Source organism: Pokkaliibacter plantistimulans, from assembly GCF_003194385.1.
Taxonomy (GTDB): Bacteria; Pseudomonadota; Gammaproteobacteria; order Pseudomonadales; family Balneatricaceae; genus Pokkaliibacter; species Pokkaliibacter plantistimulans.
In genome coordinates, this window is the sequence record NZ_LAPT01000005.1 from 16,560 (window position 1) to 32,870 (window position 16,311).

General features: G+C 53.0%; 12 protein-coding genes and 7 tRNA genes. 3 read left to right on the forward strand and 16 right to left on the reverse strand.

Going from position 1 to position 16,311, the window contains the following annotated elements; genetic code table 11:
* Window positions 1-34 precede the first annotated feature (34 nt).
* Window positions 35-1,615, reverse strand: a complete 1,581-nt coding sequence (locus WH50_RS01685) for a response regulator (RefSeq protein ID WP_110185752.1) — start codon at window positions 1,613-1,615, stop codon at window positions 35-37.
* Window positions 1,616-1,841: 226 nt separating this feature from the next.
* Here WH50_RS01685 and WH50_RS01690 point away from each other — a divergent pair, with 226 nt between their 5' ends.
* Window positions 1,842-2,765 (forward strand): histone deacetylase family protein, encoded by a 924-nt coding sequence (locus WH50_RS01690; protein WP_110185753.1) that lies wholly within the window; start codon window positions 1,842-1,844, stop codon window positions 2,763-2,765.
* Between the two features lie 82 nt (window positions 2,766-2,847).
* Here WH50_RS01690 and thiI read toward each other — a convergent pair whose 3' ends face one another.
* The 14 genes from thiI to WH50_RS01760 all read right to left on the reverse strand — a co-directional run bounded on the left by thiI (window position 2,848) and on the right by WH50_RS01760 (window position 11,998).
* Complete coding sequence (gene thiI, locus WH50_RS01695; protein WP_110185754.1) at window positions 2,848-4,311, reverse strand: tRNA uracil 4-sulfurtransferase ThiI; 1,464 nt, start codon at window positions 4,309-4,311, stop codon at window positions 2,848-2,850.
* A 173-nt stretch (window positions 4,312-4,484) separates the two neighbouring features.
* A tRNA-Arg gene (locus tag WH50_RS01700) sits at window positions 4,485-4,561 on the reverse strand.
* A gap of 43 nt (window positions 4,562-4,604) precedes the next feature.
* Window positions 4,605-4,681: transfer RNA gene (locus tag WH50_RS01705), tRNA-Arg, on the reverse strand.
* A gap of 42 nt (window positions 4,682-4,723) precedes the next feature.
* Window positions 4,724-4,800 (reverse strand) — tRNA-Arg (locus WH50_RS01710).
* A 26-nt stretch (window positions 4,801-4,826) separates the two neighbouring features.
* A tRNA-Arg gene (locus WH50_RS01715) sits at window positions 4,827-4,903 on the reverse strand.
* A gap of 27 nt (window positions 4,904-4,930) precedes the next feature.
* Window positions 4,931-5,007 (reverse strand) — tRNA-Arg (locus tag WH50_RS01720).
* A 49-nt stretch (window positions 5,008-5,056) separates the two neighbouring features.
* Window positions 5,057-5,133, reverse strand: a tRNA-Arg gene (locus WH50_RS01725).
* Between the two features lie 6 nt (window positions 5,134-5,139).
* Window positions 5,140-5,229: transfer RNA gene (locus tag WH50_RS01730), tRNA-Ser, on the reverse strand.
* Between the two features lie 50 nt (window positions 5,230-5,279).
* Window positions 5,280-5,477: a carbon storage regulator CsrA gene (gene csrA / locus WH50_RS01735; RefSeq protein ID WP_104156280.1), complete on the reverse strand. Its 198-nt coding sequence runs from the start codon at window positions 5,475-5,477 to the stop codon at window positions 5,280-5,282.
* A gap of 214 nt (window positions 5,478-5,691) precedes the next feature.
* On the reverse strand, window positions 5,692-6,927 hold the full coding sequence (locus WH50_RS01740) for an aspartate kinase (RefSeq protein WP_104156281.1): 1,236 nt from the start codon (window positions 6,925-6,927) through the stop codon (window positions 5,692-5,694).
* A gap of 74 nt (window positions 6,928-7,001) precedes the next feature.
* Window positions 7,002-9,635, reverse strand: coding sequence for an alanine--tRNA ligase (alaS, locus tag WH50_RS01745; protein WP_110185755.1), 2,634 nt, complete (start codon window positions 9,633-9,635; stop codon window positions 7,002-7,004).
* Between the two features lie 221 nt (window positions 9,636-9,856).
* On the reverse strand, window positions 9,857-10,369 hold the full coding sequence (locus tag WH50_RS01750; RefSeq protein WP_165838270.1) for a regulatory protein RecX: 513 nt from the start codon (window positions 10,367-10,369) through the stop codon (window positions 9,857-9,859).
* Window positions 10,370-10,371: 2 nt separating this feature from the next.
* Complete coding sequence (gene recA, locus WH50_RS01755) at window positions 10,372-11,409, reverse strand: recombinase RecA (RefSeq protein WP_104156284.1); 1,038 nt, start codon at window positions 11,407-11,409, stop codon at window positions 10,372-10,374.
* An 88-nt stretch (window positions 11,410-11,497) separates the two neighbouring features.
* Window positions 11,498-11,998: a CinA family protein gene (locus WH50_RS01760; protein WP_110185757.1), complete on the reverse strand. Its 501-nt coding sequence runs from the start codon at window positions 11,996-11,998 to the stop codon at window positions 11,498-11,500.
* Window positions 11,999-12,188: 190 nt separating this feature from the next.
* Between WH50_RS01760 and mutS the strand changes: the two genes are divergently transcribed.
* Window positions 12,189-14,774: a DNA mismatch repair protein MutS gene (gene mutS / locus WH50_RS01765; RefSeq protein ID WP_110185758.1), complete on the forward strand. Its 2,586-nt coding sequence runs from the start codon at window positions 12,189-12,191 to the stop codon at window positions 14,772-14,774.
* 42 nt (window positions 14,775-14,816) lie between these two features.
* The gene (fdxA, locus tag WH50_RS01770) at window positions 14,817-15,140 is read left to right on the forward strand and encodes a ferredoxin FdxA (RefSeq protein WP_110185759.1); all 324 of its coding nucleotides are present in this window, start codon (window positions 14,817-14,819) and stop codon (window positions 15,138-15,140) included.
* A 148-nt stretch (window positions 15,141-15,288) separates the two neighbouring features.
* Here fdxA and rpoS read toward each other — a convergent pair whose 3' ends face one another.
* The gene (gene rpoS, locus WH50_RS01775) at window positions 15,289-16,263 is read right to left on the reverse strand and encodes an RNA polymerase sigma factor RpoS (protein ID WP_104156288.1); all 975 of its coding nucleotides are present in this window, start codon (window positions 16,261-16,263) and stop codon (window positions 15,289-15,291) included.
* Window positions 16,264-16,311: the final 48 nt, after the last annotated feature.

The window sequence follows — 16,311 nt, forward strand, 5'->3', positions numbered from 1 at the left end:
CGGATATCTGGCTTTTTAATGCCTGGCTACCCTGCTAGACCGCCTCCCACAACAGTTCTCCCAGCGATCCCTGGGGATATTCCTCCAGCTGCAGACTGGCCACCTGCTTGAGATAGTCCAGCCGCTCCTGCTGACTGGCTTCCAGCCGTGACTTCTCCACCGTACGCAGAAATTGTCTGGCCATCTGCAGACGTTTGTCACGCTGATAGGAAGAATCGCGAATCGCCTCAAGATACAACTGGGCAGCATTGAGCAAAGCGTCAGTATGATCAGGCTGCTCACGCAGAATTTGGGTGAAATACTGCATCGCCTTACCCAGATGGCCACTCTCATAGGCATGGCAGCCATGCTGCAGATAGGCGTCAATTTTGGGATTAGTCAACAGTATGTTTGGGTCCGAGGGCACATTCTGCAGCCAGCGCATGGGCGTTTCACCGGGCTGCTGCCAGATATCCAGCTGGTTAAGCTGAACCCCCTGCTCATCTGCCAGTACCCGCGCCTCGTCATGGTATTTTTCGGCCAGCTTGGGCTGCTTGGCTCCCTGATAGAAGTTACCGCGCATAAAGGCGGACTCCGCAGGTAACAGCGGGTCTTTGGGGAAAAAGCGACCAGCTTTCTTGAGTGCCAGGTCGACCTCTTTTTCCACTTCCTGCCAGTTCGCTGTGCCTGACTCCACCTTACAGCGCCCGACATCCACCAGCTGCAGAAACGGCCCCTTGGATTCGTACACTGACCCTTTACCCAGATTGATAGCCTTGTTGAGCGCAGGCTCGGCAATTTCCCATTCCTGCCCGAGATAAGCGCAATAGCCCAGACGCTGATAGCGCAGGACGTTGTATGGGCTGAGGGTAGTGGTCTGCTGCAGGATATAACGCGCCTTAAAATAGTCGCCGCGCGCCATCTCGATCTTGATGACCATGTCATAGGCTGCCAGCAACAACGGATTCTGACAGATCAGTTCGCCGAGAAGCTCCAGCGCCTGATCATATTCGCGCTCCTGCAAAAGGCAGAACGCCTGCATAATTACCGCTTCACGGCGGTGATACTGGGCATACACCCGCGAAAAGACCCGGGCAGCCTGAAAGTAGCGCCGATGCGCCATCAGGATTCGCCCCTTCAGCAACTGGGCCGCACAGTAATAGGGATTGGCTGGCTCGAAGTGATCACAGAGATTGAGTGCTTCTTTGACATTCTGCAACCGCAGTTGGTGCCAGATGGGCTTCAGGGCAATCTGCCGGGCATCTAGGGCATCAAGACGGCGCTTCAGTTCCTGCGCCGAGAAAGGTTTGGTAATGATGTCATCAGGGTAGCTGTCGATCGCATGGACGATCAGATCACGCGAGGTGTCGCTGACCAGCAGCACCCAGGCGGTGCTCTCTGGCAGGATACCCTGATAGCGTGCCTCCTCCAGCAGCTGTATGCCGGTCACTTTGTCACTGTCGTTGTGACTGATGATGATGAAGTCGTAGGGCTGGTGCTGAATATGGCTGAGCAGCGCGGCCGTCGGCGCCAGGGTTTCCAGGTGATCGATGCCCAGGCTGCGCAGCATGCTCTTCATGGTGAAGCGCATGTTGCCGCTGCTATCAACAAACAGCACCTTCTTCTTGTCCAGCATCAAATCAACCCCATTCGTGGTCTTCCCATCCTTACTGGCCGTGATTAACCGCGGCCGACATCAGTCAATCTGACACACCATATCGGCGACAAACAGCAGGACTTTGATAAAAGCAGCCGTCTGCTTTCAACAGATGTCATCACTCTGCCGATACCGTGCGACTTAATGGCTAAGGTACGCGGTAGCAAGTTTCGCTACACTGGCAAAAAAAAACAGGGCACGCCCAATGAGTACCGCGTTTATCAGCCATACCGACTGCGAGCTGCACGACCTTGGCCCGGACCACCCGGAGAGCCCGATCAGACTGAAAGCCATCATGCATCAGCTGAATCGCTCAGGCCTGCTTGGCGAGCTACAGACGCATAATGCCGTTCATGTTTTGCCAGAACAGATCCTGCTGGCGCACACACCACTGCACGTGCGCCGACTGGAGCTGAAGCTGCCACAGGAAGGCGTGATCTGGACAGATGATGACACCGCGCTTTGCCCCAAATCCCTGCATGCAGCAAGTTTAGCTGCAGGTGCCAGTATTTTGGCAACCAACCGGGTGCTGTCTGGCAAAAATCGCAACGCTTTTTGCGCCATCCGTCCACCGGGGCACCATGCCGAGCATAATCTGGCGATGGGCTTTTGCTTCTATAACAATATCGCCATCGCCGCACTGCATGCCCTGCAGCACGAAGCAATCAATCGGGTTGCCATCTTTGATTTTGATGTGCATCAGGGCAACGGTACGGTCGACATCTTTAAAGATAATCCTGCCGTGCTGTTTTGCTCCACCTTCCAGCACCCTTTCTATCCGGGCCGTTATAACGACCTTGAACGCCCGAATATCATTAATTGCCCGCTCCCTGCCTTTGCTGATGGCGAGGCATTTCGTCGTGCCTTCTCAGAGCGATGCCTGCCCGCACTGGAGGCCCATGCGCCTGACATGATATTCATTTCTGCGGGCTTTGATGCCCACTGGAATGACCCGATGGCAGATATGCGCCTGAATGAAGAGGACTATCTGTGGATCACACGCCAGCTTATGGCACTGGCCGACAGGTATAGCCAAGGACGCATCGTGTCGATCCTGGAAGGCGGCTACAACCCGACGGCCCTGGCCTACTCTGTACAGGCGCACCTTGAAGGACTGCTCGGCGGTTAATAGACGTCAGAAAGCAGGTATGCACGCAACAGAAACGAAAACGGGAAGCCTGAGCTTCCCGTTCTGAAAACCGGCAGTCGAATTACTTGCTGCCGTAAACCCCTACATTGACGTGACCTGCATCGTGCAGATACAGCGCATGCAGTTTGCTCATGACACCGCGGTCACAATAGAGCAGGTACTGTTGCTCCTGATCCAGTTCAGGAAAACGCGTACTGAGCTGATAGAAAGGAATATGCACCACTTCGGCATCCAGTGTGAGCGGAGATTTCTCCTGCTCGGTCGGATGGCGAATATCGATCACCACCGCATCTTCTTTTGCCTCGAACTGATCCAGTTCAGCCTGAGGTTTGAGATCCTTCAGCACCTGATCGATTTTCAGCACCTGCGAACGCTCAATGGCCCGGCGGATCACTTCCATATCCAGCTTAGCCTCTTCCTCCAGCACCTTGTCAGGACGTGCCTTCACAGTAGGCCGGTCTGAAATGACACCGCAGTACTCCGGCATGGAAGCCGCCATATCAAAGGTGCCAATAGCCTTGGCCTGATTGATGATGTCCTGCTTGTCAGACACGATCAGCGGACGCACCACCAGACGCTCACTGGCATTGTCGATGATATTGAGGTTAGTCAGGGTCTGACTGGAGACCTGCGCAATGCTCTCACCTGTGACCAGGGTGTTAACGTGCAAACGAGAAGCCACACGATTACCGGCCCGCATCATCATGCGCTTGAGAATAACCCCCATCAGCGAATGATTGACCTTGGTCAGAATCTCAGCCACCACCTCATCAAAGGGAACAGAGACAAAGTAAACCTTGGCCACGGAACCGTATTGCTTCCAGATATGATGCGCAATCTGTCGCACACCGATCTCGTGTGCTGAGCCGCCCAGATTAAAGAAGCAGAAATGCGTCTTGCAGCCACGCTTCATGGTCAGGTAGGTTGCCACCGCAGAGTCGAAGCCGCCGGACATCAACGACACCACATCTTCCTGCGATCCCAGTGGGTAGCCACCCATGCCGGGCTCACGCTCGGTCTCGATAAAGACTTTCTGGTGGCGCACTTCCAGACGCACCTGCACGTCAGGACGACGCAAATCAACAGAACGCGCCTCGGTTAACTGCATCAGTGCACCACCCAGATGCCGCTCCCAGTCCAGCGAGGAGAAATCATGCTGACCCACGCGACGCACTCGCATGGCGAAGCTCTTCCCCTTCAGGCGCTCGCTGTTTGCAGCAACCAGATGGGGAATAATCTCCTCTGCGGTGGTCAGGGGGAACTCCAGCACCTGCTGGAAATAGGCAATACCGGGATTGCGACGCAGGACATCCCGTGCATCCTCAGCAGTGATGGCCGGGTTGTGAATCAGTATCTCAATATAGTCCCAGTGGCTGAGCACTTCCGTCCCGGCACCTTGAGCGACCTGCTCGCCAAGATCCTTGAACTGAATACGCAGATTGGAAGCCAGTCGTTTGCAGAAACGCTGACGCACAGAGCGACTTTTGATGGTGATCTCAGGGAACAGCTTGACGATGAACTTCATGGTATCGAGGCAGTATCTGGTTAAAAAAGCGGCACATTGTATCAGGCTTGAACGCACCTGGCAGCCAAAATTACCGGGATCTGACGATAACCAAAAAGAAGAAACATAAGACAACCAGCTACGAATCAGCTGAAGTCTATAAGTTAGATAAACAGGGAGGATATAAAAAGGAGTGGCGCGCTCGAGAGGATTCGAACCTCTGACCGCCTGGTTCGTAGCCAGGTACTCTATCCAGCTGAGCTACGAGCGCGCAACGTATAACGATGTACAACAGACGGATCACGATGATGAAGTGGCGCGCTCGAGAGGATTCGAACCTCTGACCGCCTGGTTCGTAGCCAGGTACTCTATCCAGCTGAGCTACGAGCGCACAACGATATCATATTGATGTAACACTACACATTCACACTGTTGGCGCGCTCGAGAGGATTCGAACCTCTGACCGCCTGGTTCGTAGCCAGGTACTCTATCCAGCTGAGCTACGAGCGCGCTGCAGTGTAAAACGTTTTCAGTTATGGCGCGCTCGAGAGGATTCGAACCTCTGACCGCCTGGTTCGTAGCCAGGTACTCTATCCAGCTGAGCTACGAGCGCAACACGATAACTGAGACTTGTTTGAGATGGCGCGCTCGAGAGGATTCGAACCTCTGACCGCCTGGTTCGTAGCCAGGTACTCTATCCAGCTGAGCTACGAGCGCTTCAAACTCAAACAAAAAAGGTTTGCTTAACTTCTGCAAACCTTGCACATGGCGCGCCCGAGAGGATTCGAACCTCTGACCGCCTGGTTCGTAGCCAGGTACTCTATCCAGCTGAGCTACGGGCGCTTTGTGTGGCGGAGAGTGAGGGATTCGAACCCTCGATAGAGTTTCCCCTATACACCCTTAGCAGGGGTGCGCCTTCAGCCACTCGGCCAACTCTCCAAACAACGCGGCGAATATTACCGCATTGATTTTAAAAAGAAAAGAAAATTTTACGATTCAGAGGAGCCAGATTCCTGATCCTGTTTTTCTTTCTGAATACGTTGATAAATCTCTTCTCGATGAACAGACACATCCTTAGGTGCATTGACGCCAATGCGCACTTGGTTGCCTTTTACGCCCAATACGGTAACGGTGACATCATCACCAACCATCAGGGTCTCACCTACGCGACGGGTAAGAATCAGCATCTCCGTTCTCCTTACTTGTTTCCTCTGCCATGCGGCTTAGCTCCAGCTCCCGCATTGATTAGACTTAGCTATCGATCCAGACAACTTCAAGCCTAGATGCGGGCATGGAATTGTATGCAGGCCACGCTGACACTGTGAAGTAAAAAACCCCACATTTTTGTAGTGCAGCGTTAACCTGCGTAACGAAAATGCTGACTCGTGATAACAAAAAGTATTATTCAGCGATGGTATCGACTTTATCCAGCTCAAAGGCTGAGTGCAGTGCGCGAACCGCCAGCTCCAGATACTTCTCGGCGATAACAACCGAGACCTTGATCTCAGAGGTGGAAATCATCTGGATATTGATCCCTTCATGAGCCAGTGCAGCAAACATCTTGCTGGCTACACCTGCATGAGAGCGCATACCTACGCCGACGATAGATACCTTAGCGATCTTGTTGTTACCGCTCACTTCTCGAGCACCCAATTCAGCACAAATACGCTGCAGGATATCTTTGGTCTTGTCGAAGTCGTTGCGGTGAACAGTGAAGGTAAAATCGGTGGTCTGATCGGCGGCCACGTTCTGCACGATCATGTCGACTTCAATATTGGCATCGCTCACGGGCCCGAGAATCTTGTAGGCCACACCGGGGATATCAGGCACACCCAGAACAGTCAACTTGGCCTCATCACGGTTAAAGGCAATACCGGAAATGATAGGCTTTTCCACAGTGTCTTCTTCCTCTAAGGTAATCAGGGTGCCAGGGCCATCCGCAAAACTGGAAAGCACACGTAGCGGTACATTGTATTTGCCGGCGAACTCAACGGAACGAATCTGCAGCACTTTCGAGCCGAGACTGGCCATTTCCAGCATTTCTTCGAAGGTAATCTTGTCCAGACGACGGGCTGTATCCACTACACGGGGATCGGTTGTATATACACCGTCAACATCAGTATAGATCTGGCACTCATCAGCCTTGAGCGCAGCAGCCAGAGCAACACCGGTCGTATCGGAACCGCCACGCCCCAGCGTGGTGATACTGCCGTTGTCGTCCACACCCTGGAAGCCAGCAACGATGACAACTCGACCTTCCGCCAGATCCTGACGAATACGCTGATCATCAATATGCTGGATTCGCGCTTTGCCATAGGCACTGTCGGTGCGGATTGAAACCTGGGCGCCGGTGTAGGAGCGGGCAGGCACACCACGCTTCTCCAACGCAATAGCCAGCAAGCCAATAGTGACCTGCTCGCCGGTCGACATAATCACATCCATCTCACGAGTACTGGGCTCGTCGGTAATCGACTTGGCCAGTTGAATCAGACGGTTGGTTTCACCAGACATGGCCGAGACAACGATTACCAGATCATGTCCCTGCTCACGGAATCCTTTTACCTTTTCGGCAACTGCCTCGATGCGCTCCACTGAGCCCACCGAAGTGCCGCCGTACTTCTGCACATACAATGCCATTTTTTTAGTTTTCCCCAACAGGAATGGCCGGAATAAATTCCGGCCTTTTCTTCACAGTTCTAGCAATCGCAACCTCAAAGCTGCGATTCAATCCATTGGGCCGCGTCAATCAGCGCCGCAGGCAAGGCATCAACCTGAGTACCACCACCCTGAGCCATGTCAGGACGGCCACCACCTTTGCCCCCTACCTGCTCAGCAACACGGCGAATCAGGTCACCAGCTTTAACCTTTGCGGTCAGCTCCTTGGTCACCCCAGCTACCAGACTGACCTTGTCATCTTCAACGACAGCCAGCAGCACCACTCCATTACCCAATTTATTTTTCAGCTGATCCAGCAGATCGCGCAGGGATTTGGACTCAACGCCTTCAACCTGGGTAACCAGCACTTTGGCACCCTTGATCTCACGTGCACTGTCCAGCAGCTCATTCCCTGCGTTCGCAGCCAGACGACGTTTGAGTTGGTCCAACTCACGCTCAAGCTGACGATTGCGCTCCACCAGGGCTTCAACCTTATCCAGCACAGCGTCACGGCTGCCTTTCAGCATGGAGCCCAGCCTGCGCAGAGTTTCTTCACCTTCTTCCACGTAACGCAGAGCTTCTTCACCAGTGACAGCTTCAATACGGCGCACACCTGCAGCAACACCGCCCTCCGACAGAATACGGAAAACAGCGATGTCACCTGTACGTTTGACGTGCGTGCCGCCACATAGCTCAAGAGAGAATCGCTCCTCACCTTCACCCATGCTGACAACCCGAACCTCGTCATCGTATTTCTCACCAAACAAGGCCATCGCACCCGCGGCTTTTGCCTCATCGATGTTCATCAGGCGAGTCTGCACCTCTGCATTGGCACGCACCTCAGCGTTAACCAAATCCTCGATACGACGCAGCTCTTCAGGCTTGACCGCTTCAAAGTGACTGAAGTCAAAGCGCAAGCGGTCAGGAGCAACCAGAGAACCTTTCTGCTGCACATGCTCACCCAGCACTTTGCGCAGAGCGGAGTGCATCAGGTGTGTCGCGGAGTGATTCAGCGCTACAGCCTGACGACGTGCTGCATTGACATGGGTAACAACCTTGCCACCTACAGCCAGACGCCCTTCGACCAGCACACCATGATGAAGGAAGAGTTTGCCTTCCTTGGTCGTATCCTTGACCTCAAAACGACCATTTGACCAGGCCAGATAGCCAGCATCACCGACCTGACCGCCGGACTCTGCGTAGAAAGCAGTGTTGTCCAGCACCACAACGCCAGACATTCCTGACTCCAGCGCATCAACGGATTCGCCGGCTGCCAGCAAGGTCACCACATTGCCTTCATCAACCAGCTGGGTATAACCATTGAAATGCGTTTCACCTTCCAGCTTCAGCGCCTGATTATAGTCAACACCAAACTGGCTGGCGGCACGAGCGCGCTCACGCTGAGCTTCCATTTGCTGCTCGAAGCCATCCATATCCAGATCGTAACCACGCTCACGGGCAACATCCGCAGTCAGGTCAACAGGGAAACCATAGGTGTCATATAGACGGAAAATAGTTTCGCCCGGAATCACTGCACCTTCCAGACCCTCGATGGCCTGTTCAAGTAAGCGCATACCCTGGTCTAGCGTCTTGGCAAACTGCTGCTCTTCCTTGAAAATCAGCTGTTCAACATGAGCCTGCGCCTTGGCAAGCTCCGGATAGGCAGAGCCCATTTCCGCAACCAAAGGCGCAACCAGCTTGTGGAAGAAAGGCTCAACGGCACCGAGCTTGTGTCCATGACGGATAGCCCGGCGCATGATACGCCGCAACACATAACCGCGACCTTCGTTGGAGGGCACAACACCATCAACAATCAGGAAGGAACAAGAACGGATATGATCTGCAATCACTTTCAATGAGTGACTCTTGGTGTCCGTAGTACCTGTTACCTGCTCGACAGCAGCCAGAAGGTTCTGGAACAGGTCAATCTCGTAGTTTGAGTGAACATGCTGCATAACGGCAGAAACACGTTCCAGACCCATGCCAGTGTCTACGGATGGGCGAGGCAATGGATGCATCACACCATCAGCAGTACGGTTGTACTGCATGAATACCACGTTCCAGATCTCAATGTAGCGATCACCATCTTCCTCGGGGCTACCGGGAGGACCTCCTGCCACATCAGCGCCATGATCATAGAAAATCTCAGTGCAAGGGCCACATGGACCAGTGTCACCCATAGCCCAGAAGTTATCTGAAGCATAGGCAGCGCCCTTGTTATCACCAATACGTACAATCCGCTCGACGGGAACACCGACCTGCTTGGACCAGATCTCATACGCTTCGTCGTCACTGGCATAGACTGTTACCCAAAGCTTTTCCTTGGGCAGATTCATCCATTCAGGGGCAGTCAGAAACTCCCAGGCAAAATGAATGGCGTCCTGCTTGAAATAGTCACCAAAGCTGAAGTTACCCAGCATTTCAAAGAAGGTATGGTGACGCGCGGTATAGCCTACGTTTTCCAGATCATTGTGCTTTCCACCGGCACGTACGCAGCGTTGCGAAGTGGTAGCACGAGAGTATGAACGGGGATCAGTACCCAGGAACACGTCCTTAAACTGAACCATACCCGCGTTGGTAAACAACAAAGTAGGGTCATTAGCGGGAATAAGTGAACTGCTAGGGACAATTTCATGCCCCTTACTCTTGAAATACTCAAGAAATGCTTGGCGGATTTCTGCGCTCTTCATATATCTGCCTAAAAGAGAAACATCGGCTATCAGTGATCAGCCAGCATCATGACGGCGTTGAGGCCGCCTCACCATCCTGCTTTGGTTGGCCTAGTGCGCTGGGCGGTACTTAGCGGGTTAGTATATCGAGGTAGATCAGGATTAAAACAGCTGGAGCGGAAATAGGAGGAGTTTTTAAAAACGGTGCTAAACAGGGCCAGATATGAGCATAAGCATATTACTCACTCATCCCACTCGTTGATTTTTAGTGCCTGTAACGCTTGCTGCTGCGTAAAGCCACGATAGAGCAGAAAGCGTAACTGCCTGGCCTTTTCTTTAGGTGTATCAGGTAATGCGTCACCAAAGCGACGTGACCTTACTTGACGGGCTTGAGCAAACCAGTCCAGCTCATCTTCCACTTCATGTAAGACATCGGTAGAGAGCACTTTGTGCTTCAGTTCGGCCTTGATACGTTGCGGCCCCTGGCCTTTGGCAATGCCCACCCTGACCGTCGATGCAGATACCCGGTCGTCATTGAGATAACCGAGTTCCTCTAGCCGAGTCAGCACCGCCGTAATCTGCTCCGCGTGCTTCTGAACATCCTCTTCATGGCCGAAGCTTTCTGAAGAAGTATCTTGATGCTCACGCAAGAGTTTGCGCAGAAAACTCTGTAGCCGCCGCTGCAACTCGGCGCGACTATAGTCACGCCGAGACAGCAGAGAAACAGCTTTTTCCAGCAAAGAAGAGGCTTGCACGATCACGCTTCGTCTTCAGCACTTACCTCAAAATCAGCACCTGCATTATTAGGTACGTTCAGCAGACGCTCGCGCAACAGCGCTTCCAGTTCCTGTGCAATTTGTGGATTGTCTTCCAGGTACTTGCACGCATTGGCCTTACCCTGCCCGATCTTGTTGCCCTGATAGGCATACCACGCGCCAGACTTCTCAACCAATCCCTGCTGCACGCCCAGATCGACAACCTCACCCATACGATAAATGCCTTTACCGTATAGAATCTGGAAATCTGCCTGACGGAAAGGCGGTGAAACTTTGTTCTTAACGATTTTCACCCGGGTTTCGTTGCCTACAACTTCATCGCCCTGCTTGATAGAACCCGTACGGCGAATATCCAGACGAACAGAGGCATAGAACTTCAAAGCGTTACCGCCCGTTGTAGTCTCAGGGTTACCGAACATAACACCAATTTTCATACGAATCTGGTTGATGAACACCACCAGGCAATTAGCGTTCTTGATGTTTCCGGTGATTTTACGCAGCGCCTGAGACATCAGACGGGCCTGCAGCCCCATGTGAGAGTCGCCCATCTCTCCTTCAATCTCAGCCTTGGGAACCAAGGCTGCGACAGAGTCAATGATGATCACATCAACTGCGTTAGAGCGAACCAGCATGTCAGCAATTTCAAGTGCCTGCTCACCTGTATCAGGCTGGGAAACCAACAGATCATCAACATTAACGCCGAGTTTTTCTGCATAGATAGGATCAAGCGCATGCTCAGCATCAATAAAAGCACAGGTCTTGCCCTGACGCTGTGCCTGAGCAATGACAGACAGCGTCAGCGTGGTCTTACCAGAGCTTTCAGGGCCGTATATTTCGACAATGCGACCATACGGCAAACCACCGATCCCCAGTGCGATATCCAGCCCCAGCGACCCTGTTGAAACTGCAGGGATCGCCTCACGTGGCTGATCGCCCATACGCATAATGGCACCTTTGCCGAATTGGCGCTCAATCTGTCCTAACGCCGCCGTCAGTGCACGCTGCTTGTTCTCGTTCATTACGTTTTCACCCGGAAAGTACTGTATATATAGTCAGCATTATTCCACACTTTTCTCAAAGCGCAAGCCAGAATTCTCTTCCCTGGTATCACGCCCCATCCAAATGCTCTACCAGACCACGCAACGCGAATTCTACCGTTTGCTGACGTACCTGCCGTCGATCACCGGGGAACATGTAAACCTCAGCCCAGTGCTGCTCACCATCAGCCCATGCAATCCACACCGTACCCACTGGTTTTTCGTCACTACCACCATCGGGCCCGGCGACACCACTGACAGCCACGGCATAACGCGCACCACTACGCACCTGCGCGCCTTTGACCATAGCCAAAACGGTCTGTTCACTGACAGCTCCCTCATGCTCCAGTACCGCAGAAGGAACAGCCAGAAGCTGCTCCTTAGCCGCATTGGCATACGTTACCCACCCAAAGCCAAACCAGCGTGAACTGCCGGGCAACTCCGTCATGGCTTGAGCAATACCGCCACCGGTACATGACTCCGCCGTAGCCACAAAAGCTCCCTGCGCTAAAAGCCGTAACGCTAGCTGCTCAACCAATAGCTCGGTTGGTAAATACTGAGAACCTGACATGGCGCCTACTCCTGACATTACTTGGTTATGCCTGAACATGGCGTAATCTCGCCTAAAAACAAGGAGGAACAGATACTTGCCCTAATTGCCTCAGGATCAAAGTAGAGGTCAGCAGTTCATTTAAGTAGAATCTCGCAGTTCGACATTTCCCTTTTTGGGTAACAACCAGAGACCACAGCCTGCCAACACTATGACTGCACAGAACTCTACAGCTCAGCACACCCCCATGATGCAGCAATATTTACGCATAAAAGCAGAGCACCCTAATGAGCTACTGTTTTATCGCATGGGTGACTTCTATGAGCTGTTTTACGATGATGCCCGCCGCGCAGCCAGGTTGTTGGACATTACGTTAACTGCACGCGGCCAGTCCGCTGGCGAGCCTATTCCAATGGCAGGCATTCCCTACCATGCCGCTGAAGGCTATGTCGCCCGCTTGGTACGTATGGGCCAGTCCGTTGTGATCTGTGAACAGGTAGGCGACCCTGCCACCAGCAAAGGGCCTGTAGAGCGCCAAGTTGCTCGTATTGTCACCCCAGGCACTCTTTCAGATGAAGCTTTTCTGGAAGATCGCCGCGACAATTTATTGGTAGCAGTGTTCAGCCACGATGGCCGATATGGCATTGCCGTCCTGGACGTGAGCAGTGGTCGTTTCAGTGTTATCGAGGTAACTGGAGAGGAGGCACTGCAAGGGGAAATGGAGCGCCTCAATCCCGCAGAGCTGCTCTTGTCTGAGGATCAAAGCTGGCCAGAATGGCTGAGCAAAAGACGTGGCGTGCGCAAAATGCCGCCCTGGCACTTCGAGCTTGATACGGCTTTGCGCCTGCTCAATACCCAGTTTGGCACTCGAAACCTGGAGGGCTTTGGCTGTGCTGATCTGACTTTGGCTCTCGCAGCGGCAGGTTGCCTGCTGCAGTACGCCCGAGACACCCAGCGAACCGCCCTCCCTCATATTCGCGCCATCTCCGCTGAAAACCGCGAAGAGAGCGTTATTCTGGATGCATCGACGCGGAAAAATCTGGAGCTGGAGCGCAATCTCAACGGTGGCAACGAGAACACCTTAGCCAGCATTATTGATCAATGCTGCACGCCTATGGGAAGCCGCATGCTAAGGCGCTGGCTACATCGACCGTTACGAGACCTTGGCCGCCTGACTGCAAGACAAGAGTCTATTCAACTGCTGCTGGATACCTGTTTATGGCAGGTAATCCAGGACATTCTGCGCCCGATTGGTGATATGGAGCGCATTCTGGCAAGGGTCGCATTACGCAGCGCCCGCCCGCGCGATCTTGAAAAGCTCAAGATGAGCCTCGCACAACTGCCGATACTGCAGCATGAACTTTCTCAGGTGGAGAGCGGACTGCTGCATCAACTGGCGTCCGCCATTGGCACCTTCCCTGATCTGGAGAAGTTGCTGCAGCAAGCCGTCATTGAAAATCCACCAGTAGTCATCCGTGATGGTGGCGTCATCGCCCCCGGTTATGACAGTGAACTGGATGAGCTAAGAGCACTGAGTGAACACGCCGGGGATTTTCTGCTCAAACTGGAACAGCAAGAGCGTGATCGCACCGGTATCAATACCTTAAAGGTGGGTTATAACCGGGTTCATGGATACTACATCGAGATTGGCCGTTCACAGTCGGACGATGTTCCAGCCAACTACATACGTCGCCAGACGCTGAAAAACGCCGAACGCTTTATCACACCCGAGCTTAAAGCATTCGAGGACAAAGCCCTCAGCGCCCGAAGCCGCGCACTTGCCAGAGAGAAGGACCTCTATGACCAGCTGCTGGAGACGCTGAATGAGGATCTGGGCCAGCTGCAGGATGCAGCCATGTCACTGGCCGAGCTGGACACCCTGACCAATCTGGCTGAGCGTGCAGAAAGCCTGAATTACTGCCGCCCCAACCTTAGCCATGACAGTCGCTTGCACATCATTGCTGGTCGTCATCCGGTAGTGGAGAGCGTTTCCTCAACGCCTTTTGTTGCCAACGACCTACGTCTAGATGAACAACGGCGAATGCTGATCATCACCGGCCCCAATATGGGGGGTAAGTCTACCTATATGCGCCAGACTGCCTTGATTGTACTTCTCTCCCACATTGGCAGTTTTGTTCCGGCGCAGCAGGCTGAGATTGGTCTTGTTGACCGGATATTCACCCGCATGGGTTCATCGGATGATCTGGCTGGTGGCCGCTCTACCTTCATGGTTGAAATGACAGAAACAGCCAACATTCTCCACAACGCCACCCGCTCCAGCCTGGTACTGATGGATGAAGTTGGCCGTGGCACAAGCACCTTCGATGGCTTGTCACTGGCCTGGGCAGCAGCAGAGTGGCTGGCCAACCGTCAGGTACTCACCCTCTTTGCCACGCACTATTTTGAGCTAACTGCCATGGCTGATGACTTCGATCATGTTGCCAATGTGCACTTAACTGCAACCGAACACCATGACAGCATCATCTTTCTGCACAGCGTGCAGGAAGGTCCGGCTAGCCAGAGCTACGGAATTCAGGTCGCCAAACTAGCTGGGGTACCAGAGCCCGTCATCCGTCAGGCCAGAGAAAAGCTACTGGCTCTTGAAGGCTTGCAAAAACCAACATTGATCAGCATGACTCCAACGAAAGCTGCTGATCATCCGCTACAGGGCGACATGTTCGCAGCCCTGCCAAGCATAGTGGAAGATGCTGTTGCCAAGCTGGATCCTGATGCGCTGACACCTCGTCAGGCACTGGAGCAGCTATACCAATTAAAGGCCCTACTAACCTCAGGTTAACCACTAGAAGACCAGATTACTGAACCGTTAGCGAGACTGACCATGACCTATGTCGTCACAGAAAACTGCATAAAGTGCAAATACACGGACTGCGTTGATGTCTGTCCAGTAGATTGTTTCTATGAAGGGCCAAATTTTCTGGTAATACATCCTGATGAATGTATTGACTGCGGCCTGTGTGAACCTGAATGCCCTGCAGATGCTATTTTTTCTGAAGATGATCTTCCAAAAGACCAGCTCGCCTTTGTCGATCTAAATGCCGAGCTGGCAGAGGTCTGGCCAAATATCTCTGCCCAGAAAGAGCCCCTGGCAGATGCCGATGAATGGAAAGGGAAGCCTGGAAAGCGTGACTTACTTGAACGTTGAAAATGTCGATAGCTGACAGTCAGCAATTAGCAATAAAGGCGGTTGTCTGGCACTAAAAATCTTGACAATCATTCCTGCGCATTTAAGTAAACAGGAAGGCCGCATAAGCGGCCTTCCTGTTTACTCATGACTAACCTTACGTATGGCTTCAGGCGAACAGATCATCTCCGTGCAGACCCTGACGCTCAACGATATCTCTTAGCCGACGCAGCGCCTCAACTTGAATCTGACGTACCCGCTCACGGGTAAGCCCTATCTCTTTACCTACCTCTTCCAGAGTACTCATTTCATAGCCACGAAGCCCGAATCGACGTGCCAGCACTTCACTCTGCTTTTCAGGCAACAGCGACAACCACGTTTCGATAGAACCATGCAGGTCTTTCTGCTGCAACCACGACTCAGGATCAGCAGCCTCCTGGTCAGCCAACGTATCCAACAAGGGCTTATCTGAGTCTGGCGCCATAGTAGAGTCGACTGAAGTGACTTTCTCATTCCAGCCCAGCATTCGCTCCACATCCTCAACAGGCTTGTCGAGATGCACTGCAATCTCTTCGGCTGTGGGTTCATGGTCTAACTGATGAGCCAGTTCACGGGCAGTACGCAGATAGATGTTGAGTTCTTTTACGACGTGGATAGGCAGGCGGATTGTGCGGGTCTGATTCATGATCGCCCGTTCTATCGTCTGGCGAATCCACCAGGTTGCATAGGTAGAGAAGCGGAAGCCCCGCTCTGGATCAAACTTTTCGACAGCCCTGATTAACCCCAGATTGCCCTCTTCAATAAGATCCAGCAATGTCAGGCCACGGTTCAGGTAACGCCGAGCAATCTTCACGACAAGACGTAAGTTGCTCTCGATCATGCGCTTGCGCGAAGCTTCACACCCCCGCAGCGCTTTACGGGAGAAAAATACCTCCTGCTCAGCGGTCAGCAAGGGCGCAAAACCAATTTCGTTCAGGTATAGCTGGGTAGCATCGAGTTGCTTCTTGCTACTACGAGAAGTACTGAGCTCTGGGGGTAAACCCAATCCAGAATACTCTTCTCCGCTATCCACATCGTCCGTCAGCGCTTCCAGCTCCATTTCCTGGACATCTAATATGTCCATTTCCAGATCTTTCTCGATCATCGGCTGCCACCTTGGAGTTGTTATTATTGGCCCCTGAGCATCAGGATG

What these genes read in the sequence shown, in the direction of transcription:
- WH50_RS01685 (WP_110185752.1), bottom strand. Translation starts at nt 1,615, where the DNA reads ATGCTGGACAAGAAGAAGGTGCTGTTTGTTGATAGCAGCGGCAACATG.
- WH50_RS01690 (WP_110185753.1), top strand. Translation starts at nt 1,842, where the DNA reads ATGAGTACCGCGTTTATCAGCCATACCGACTGCGAGCTGCACGACCTT.
- thiI (WP_110185754.1), bottom strand. Translation starts at nt 4,311, where the DNA reads ATGAAGTTCATCGTCAAGCTGTTCCCTGAGATCACCATCAAAAGTCGC.
- csrA (WP_104156280.1), bottom strand. Translation starts at nt 5,477, where the DNA reads ATGCTGATTCTTACCCGTCGCGTAGGTGAGACCCTGATGGTTGGTGAT.
- WH50_RS01740 (WP_104156281.1), bottom strand. Translation starts at nt 6,927, where the DNA reads ATGGCATTGTATGTGCAGAAGTACGGCGGCACTTCGGTGGGCTCAGTG.
- alaS (WP_110185755.1), bottom strand. Translation starts at nt 9,635, where the DNA reads ATGAAGAGCGCAGAAATCCGCCAAGCATTTCTTGAGTATTTCAAGAGT.
- recA (WP_104156284.1), bottom strand. Translation starts at nt 11,409, where the DNA reads ATGAACGAGAACAAGCAGCGTGCACTGACGGCGGCGTTAGGACAGATT.
- WH50_RS01760 (WP_110185757.1), bottom strand. Translation starts at nt 11,998, where the DNA reads ATGTCAGGTTCTCAGTATTTACCAACCGAGCTATTGGTTGAGCAGCTA.
- mutS (WP_110185758.1), top strand. Translation starts at nt 12,189, where the DNA reads ATGACTGCACAGAACTCTACAGCTCAGCACACCCCCATGATGCAGCAA.
- fdxA (WP_110185759.1), top strand. Translation starts at nt 14,817, where the DNA reads ATGACCTATGTCGTCACAGAAAACTGCATAAAGTGCAAATACACGGAC.
- rpoS (WP_104156288.1), bottom strand. Translation starts at nt 16,263, where the DNA reads ATGATCGAGAAAGATCTGGAAATGGACATATTAGATGTCCAGGAAATG.